Genomic DNA, 2,571 nt, shown 5'->3' with positions numbered 1-2,571 from the left:
CGTGACCACGCCGTCGATCTCGTACTCCGCGAGCGCGCGCTTCGACCGGGCGAGACACTCCTCGCGGTCGGCGCCCCAGACGATCAGCTTCGCGATCATGGAGTCGTAGTCGGTGACCAGCTCGTCGCCCTGTCGGAGCGCGTCGTCGACGCGGACGCCGACCCCGCCCGGGGGGTCGTAGGTGTCCAGCCGCCCCTCGTTGGCGGGCTGGAAGTCCTCCGCCGCGTTCTCGGCGTTGATCCGGAACTCGATCGCGTGACCGTCGAGCTCGACGTCGTCCTGTGCGACCGTGAGCCCCCCTCCCGAGGCGACCCGGAGCTGTTCTTTGACGATGTCGATCCCGGTCAGCTCCTCCGTGACGGTGTGTTCGACCTGGATCCGGGTGTTGACCTCGAGGAAGTAGAAGGGCGTCTCCGGCCCGAGCGGCTCGGCCGGGTCGCGGTCGGGGTCCTCCTCGACGAGGAACTCGACGGTGCCGGCGTTGGTGTAGTCGGCGGCGGCGACGCCCCGGCGGGCGGCCTCGCCGATCTGCGCGCGAAGCTCGTCCGAGAGCGCGGGCGAGGGGCCCTCCTCTATCACCTTCTGGTGGCGCCGCTGGAGCGAGCAGTCGCGCTCGCCGAGGTGGACCACGTCGCTCTCGTCGGCGGGGCCTTCGCCGTCGGGTCCGGCGTCGGCGACGATCTGCACCTCCACGTGGCGGGGGGTCTGCAGGTAGCGTTCGAGGTAGACGGAGTCGTTCGAGAAGTACGCCTCTCCCTCGCGCTTGGCGGATTCGAGCGCGTCCGCCGCCTCGTCGGCGCTCTCGACGACCTTCATCCCGCGGCCGCCGCCGCCGCCTTCGGCTTTGATCGCGACCGGATAACCGTGCTCGTCGCCGAAGCCCGTCACCTCCTCGACGTCGGTGACGGGCTCCGTCGTCCCGGGAACGATGGGTACGTCGGCCTCGTCCATCACCCGGCGGGCGTGGGTCTTCTCTCCGAGCCGCTCCATCGCGTCGCTCGACGGGCCGACCCAGGTGATCCCGTCCGCGGCCTCGACGCGGGCCGCGAAGTCGGCGTTCTCGGCGAGGAAGCCGTAGCGGGGTGGATCGCGTCGGCGCCGGCGGCGCGCTGGTCGATTACGACGCGGCCGCACGCGGCGACTACGAGGCGATCGCCGAGACCGCCCGCGAGTTCACGCGTGTCGTCGAGGCGGCGCGGGCGGACGACTGAGCGGGGCCGGCACCGTCCCCGAGACGCGTGGGTTTTTCGGTGACGATTCTGTAGCCACGAGCGTCGATGATCGTGTTACACGCGGTCTTTCCGATCGAGCCGGACAGATTCGACGAGGCGCTCGACCACGCGGCGACGCTGGTCGAGCGGTCGAACGAGGAGGAGGGGATGGTCGACTACCGAGCGGCGGTCGACGTGGAAGACGAGTCAACGATCCGCTTTTTCGAACAGTACGAGGACGCGGCGGCCTTCGAGGCGCACACGCAGACCGACCACTTCCAGGCGTTCGAGGCGGCGTTGCCGGACCTGCTCGCCGGCGAGCCGGAGATAACGCGGTTCGACGTGGAATCGGCGGCGGAACTCGATCTCTGAAGACCCCGGGTGCGGGGGAGAGAGCACGGTCTCACGGCGTCGAGGGAGGACGGTCTCACGGCGGGTTCTCCACGCGGGCGCGGTCGCCCGTCCCGCCCGTGAGCGCGCTCGCGAGCGCCCCCTTCACGACGACCTCGTCCCCGAGGTCGGTGAGGCGGATCTCGGGGACGTTGATGAACACCATGTCGGCGAGCTTCTCGCGGACGGGGTCGAGCACGCGGTCCGGGTTGTTGAGCGCGACCGCGCCGCCGACGCTCACCACGATCGGGGCGTACGCGTGGATCACGTTGGCGATCCCCATCGAGTTCCAGTGGGCGATCTGGTCGATCACGTGGTCGGCGAAGGTGTCGTCGCCGGCGGCCTCGAACACGTCGATCGCCGAGAAGTCAGGGTCGTCGATCGGCAGGGACGTCTCGATGGGGTCCTCCGCGTGGAGTTCTTGGGCGTACGCGGGGATGTTGTTGCCCGAACAGTACCCCTCCCAGTGGCCGTCGAGCCCGCAGCCGCAGGTCATGAAGCCGTGGGGATCGACGGTCATGTGGCCGACCTCGCCGGCGTTACCGTCCCATCCGGAGAGCACGTTGCCGTCGACGGCGACGCCAGCGCCGATCCCCGAGGAGATCGTGAGGTACACCATGTCGTCGGGGTTGCGCTCGGCGTGGAACCGCTCGCCGATGACCCCGGCGTTGGTGTCGTTGTGGAGGTACACCTCCTCGGTGTCGAGCAGCTGTGACACCGGCCCGACGAGCGGGATGCGCTCGACGGTGTCCGGGAGGTTCGCCGGCCCCTGCACGACGCCGGCCGCCAGGTCGAGCGGGCCGATCGACCCGATTCCGGCCGCGACGGTCTCGGTCGGGTCGATTTCCGCCTCTGTGCACGCGTCCCGGACGACGCCCAGCACGGCCTCCGTCACCGCGATACCGTTCGGACCGCGGGGCGTTTCTCGCGACCCCGACCCGAGGATCGTCGCCGTCTCGTCGCCGACGAC

General features: G+C 70.1%; 3 protein-coding genes and 1 pseudogene. 2 read left to right on the top strand and 2 right to left on the bottom strand.

Annotated features, from left to right (window positions below):
• A pseudogene (locus GJ633_RS15720) lies at positions 1-1,124 on the bottom strand (acetyl/propionyl/methylcrotonyl-CoA carboxylase subunit alpha); the annotation flags it as partial.
• On the opposite strand from GJ633_RS15720, the gene GJ633_RS15715 reads away from it, so the two are divergent.
• Both GJ633_RS15715 and GJ633_RS15710 read left to right on the top strand, forming a co-directional pair.
• A complete protein-coding gene (locus GJ633_RS15715; protein WP_394351173.1) occupies positions 1,083-1,211 on the top strand; it encodes a hypothetical protein in 129 nt (42 codons plus the stop codon). The pseudogene GJ633_RS15720 and the gene GJ633_RS15715 overlap by 42 nt on opposite strands.
• A gap of 66 nt (positions 1,212-1,277) precedes the next feature.
• Complete coding sequence (locus GJ633_RS15710) at positions 1,278-1,583, top strand: putative quinol monooxygenase (protein ID WP_156589532.1); 306 nt, start codon at positions 1,278-1,280, stop codon at positions 1,581-1,583.
• Positions 1,584-1,638: 55 nt separating this feature from the next.
• On the opposite strand, the gene GJ633_RS15705 is transcribed toward GJ633_RS15710, so the two are convergent.
• Positions 1,639-2,571 (bottom strand): ROK family protein (locus GJ633_RS15705; RefSeq protein ID WP_156589531.1); only part of this gene is annotated, 933 nt, incomplete at its 5' end.

Origin of the sequence: Halorubrum sp. CBA1125 (genome assembly GCF_009742825.1) — an archaeon.
In the GTDB taxonomy this organism is placed as follows: domain Archaea; phylum Halobacteriota; class Halobacteria; order Halobacteriales; family Haloferacaceae; genus Halorubrum.
Note: the sequence above shows the minus strand (reverse complement) of the source record. Positions and strands in the feature narration are given on the sequence as shown.

Coding starts and splice junctions, on each gene's coding strand:
- GJ633_RS15710 (WP_156589532.1), top strand. CDS start 1,278: ATGATCGTGTTACACGCGGTCTTTCCGATCGAGCCGGACAGATTCGAC.